Here is a 3,418-nt window from a genome sequence, read left to right as displayed (position 1 = left end):
GAGGCCAGTCGCGTACCACGCGGCGTGGCGGCCGGCAACGCGACGCGGCGGGTGGTCCGGGCCCGGCAGTTTGCGCCGGAAAACCGGCAGAATTTGCCGGGTCTGGCGGGCTCCCGGCGCCATGCGGCGGACGGCCGGCTGTGGACAAGTGCAAGCGGGACAGGGGTTTTTCGCTTTCCCCGGGCCTTGGCGCGGGTCTTGCGTCTCGTTTGGCACGGGGCGAAGCCCGTCGTGCCAAACGATCGGGAAGATGTTTGGTACGGGGTGAGGTCCGCCGGGCGACTGGCGATGCCCAAGGAGCGTTGTGGTCATGTTTCCGTGGATTGGTGCGGCCAGCAGTGCGCTGTCGCTTCTAAATACGGTCCTGAAGTCGGGCACGGCGTCCGGCGCGGCCAAGACCGGCGACAACCTGTTCTCGTCGCTCGGGCAGGCGCTGACCGGCAACAGCAGCGAACCGGCAAAGGCGGTCGCCGGCTCGGGCCAGGGCACGCCGGCGCTGTCGAGCGGGACGCTTGCCGCGCTGATCGCCGCGCAGGGGCAGGGCGGTCCCGATGGCAAGAGCGCGTTCGCGCGGCTCGACGCCGACGGCGACGGCAGCATCAGCAAGGGCGAATTCGAGACGGCGGCGAAGAAGGCAGGTGTCGATACCTCCAGCGCCGACGCGTTGTTCGGCAAGCTCGACACCGACGGCGATGGCGATATCAGCAAGGGCGAACTGGCGACGGCGATGCATCGCGGCCATGGCCACCGGCTTGCCGGCGGCTCTTCGGCCACCGCGCCGGCGGGCGGCGCCAGCCAGGCCAATCTGTTCGACAAGCTGATCAAGATGCAGGCGCAGATCGCGGGCGGTTCGTCGTCGAGCGCCGCCGCGTCGACCACCGCTTAAGCCCTCAATCCGCAGGCTCGATCTGCACCCGCTGCGCCAGCGGCTTGAGCAGGTGCGGCAAGAGGTAGATCGGGAACTGCGCGAGCGCGAAATAAAGCCTCGCCACCTCGGGCACGCCGAAGCCGGTGGCGGTCAGCATCAGGCCCATGTTGCGGCTGGCGGCGATCAACCCGATGGCGAAGGCGCGAGCACGGCCGGCCGGGCGGAACACGAAGGCGGTCACCGCGATCTGCCCGAGCGCCAGCACGAAGCCAAGCACGAGCAGACCCAAGACCAGCAGCGGGCTTGACCGGATGTGTCCGGCGACGCCGTCCATGGCCGCGATGGCGAACAGCGCCATGGCGAGCACGCTCAGGCCGTCGATGCGCTCGCGCTGGGCCTCGATGAAGGCGCTGCCGGCGAGCCGGCGGACGATCATGGCGGTCAGCGCGCTGCCGGCGATGATGGCGAACAGCTTGAGGCCGAGCAGGGCGGAGACCGCCGGCGACGAGATCAGGCCCGGCGCCGACAGTTGCAGCACCAGCATAAAGAACAGTCCCGGCATGTGGTGGCCGACGCCGAGCGCCAGCGCCAGCGTGCACATCACGGCCGGCACCACCAGCATGCACCAGACGACCGCCGCCGCGATCAGGCCGGGCCGCGTCCAGTGCCGGCGCATCTCCGCGGGATCGACCCGCAGGAAGGCCAGAATGAGCATGAAGACGATGGCCGGGCCGAGATAGGGCTTGAAGACGCTGGTAAGCCCCGGCAGGTCGAGACCGACGAAGATCGAGCCGGCGAGGATCAGCGTGCCGTGGCTGCCGACGCGCGACAACGCGGCGGCGAGCGGCGCCAGCAATTTCGTCAGCATTTCGCTCCCGGCAGCGGCGTATGACTCCGAAGGCGGATGTCAAGTCTGGCGATGGCTGATGGTGTTGGAAGAAAGAAGTGACTAAACAACGGTTTGAGCGAATGTCGGGTTCGCTCTTCATGCCGCCGAAAATCTTGCGTAAGCATGGCGTAAGCATCTCGCGAACGGTATGCACCCGTAGCTCAGCTGGATAGAGCGTCGCCCTCCGAAGGCGAAGGCCACAGGTTCGAATCCTGTCGGGTGCGCCATTCCCCCCAATTTTATTCCAGCCGGGCTATCAATCTTTCAATAACTTGTCCGAGTTCTGGCATCCTGTCCGCAGACTTCTTCTGCCCATGGCAGACTAGGCAAGAAACCATAAGCGCCGCAACGATCATCCAATCATTCGCAGCGTCAATCATGCCGAGGCAACTGGACCGTTAACGTTTACAGCAGATCGCTTGACGGGCCGAATTACGTAGCGCGCGGTGCCTTTCTAAACGGAATCAATCGACCCACATTTTCATCCCGAGCACCGCTCTAGTGTGGTGTCTCAAAAATAAATAGAACTATTCAGAGATGTAGCTGTCGAAGTGTTTTCCTGTATTGGAGACTATGGCGATGGCCGGCCCCGGACGTCCCGTTACGAAGCTGCCGATCACAGATGCCGAGCGCGCCGAGCTGCAAGCGCGCTTGCGCATTCGCAAAGCACCGGAAGACGAGAAGCTGCGCATCCGTATCGTACTGGGCTGCGCCGACGGCCAATCGGGCACGGTCATCGCCGAGCGCCTGCACACGACGATCCAGACCGTGTCCAAATGGCGACGCCGCTATACGGCGTACCGGATGGCCGGTTTGACCGATGCCCCGCGGACGGGACGCCCGCGCACGGTGAATGATGAAAAAGTCCAGACGATCGTGAACAAGGTGCGTCAGAGCACACCGGTCGACGCCACGCACTGGAGCGTGCGCACGATGGGCCGCGCCACCGGCGTATCGCCGGCGACGGTGCAGCGCATCTGGCATGCCTTCGGCCTGAAGCCGCACTTGCAGGAGACGTTCAAGCTGTCCACCGACCCGTACTTCGTGGACAAGGTGCGTGACGTGGTGGGGCTCTACCTGGCCCCGCCGGATCGCGCCCTGGTGCTGTGCGTGGACGAGAAGAGCCAGATCCAGGCCCTCAACCGCACGCAACCGGGGCTGCCGTTGACCTTCGGTCAGCCGGCGACACGCACGCACGACTACCAGCGCCATGGCACCACCTCCCTGTTCGCCGCACTGGACATCGCCACGGGCAAGGTGATCGGCCAGCTCAAGCGCCGGCACCGCAGCGTGGAGTTCCTGCAGTTCCTCAAGACGATCGATGCCACGGTGCCGAAGGACCAAGAGGTTCACCTGATCATGGACAACTACGGCACGCACAAGACGGAAAAAGTGCGCGCGTGGTTTGCGCAGCATCCGCGCTATCACGTGCACTTCACGCCCACCTCCGCGTCCTGGCTCAACCTGGTCGAGCGATTCTTCGGGCAGATCAGCGAGAAGTGGATCAAGCGTGGCACACACACTAGCGTGGCCGACCTCGAACAATCCATCCGCCACTACATCGACACGCACAACGCCGACCCGAAACCGTTCGTCTGGCACAAGAGCGCCGACACCATCCTGGCGTCCGTTGCCCGTGCTGCGACTCATCTTACTTAATA

3 protein-coding genes and 1 tRNA gene are annotated in these 3,418 nt (G+C 64.8%); 3 read left to right on the top strand and 1 reads right to left on the bottom strand.

Features of this window, described 5'->3' with window-relative positions:
• Positions 1–310: 310 nt before the first annotated feature.
• On the top strand, positions 311–886 hold the full coding sequence (locus P8014_RS20360; protein ID WP_337819163.1) for an EF-hand domain-containing protein: 576 nt from the start codon (positions 311–313) through the stop codon (positions 884–886).
• 4 nt (positions 887–890) lie between these two features.
• Here P8014_RS20360 and P8014_RS20355 read toward each other — a convergent pair whose 3' ends face one another.
• On the bottom strand, positions 891–1,736 hold the full coding sequence (locus tag P8014_RS20355) for a hypothetical protein (RefSeq protein WP_337819162.1): 846 nt from the start codon (positions 1,734–1,736) through the stop codon (positions 891–893).
• Positions 1,737–1,907: 171 nt separating this feature from the next.
• Here P8014_RS20355 and P8014_RS20350 point away from each other — a divergent pair.
• Both P8014_RS20350 and P8014_RS20345 read left to right on the top strand, forming a co-directional pair.
• Positions 1,908–1,984 (top strand) — tRNA-Arg (locus P8014_RS20350).
• A gap of 346 nt (positions 1,985–2,330) precedes the next feature.
• On the top strand, positions 2,331–3,416 hold the full coding sequence (locus P8014_RS20345; protein WP_337819161.1) for an IS630 family transposase: 1,086 nt from the start codon (positions 2,331–2,333) through the stop codon (positions 3,414–3,416).
• Positions 3,417–3,418 lie beyond the last annotated feature (2 nt).

This window comes from Acidihalobacter sp. (genome assembly GCF_037381185.1).
In the GTDB taxonomy this organism is placed as follows: domain Bacteria; phylum Pseudomonadota; class Gammaproteobacteria; order DSM-5130; family Acidihalobacteraceae; genus Acidihalobacter_A.
This window is presented reverse-complemented; position numbering and strand designations above follow the sequence as displayed.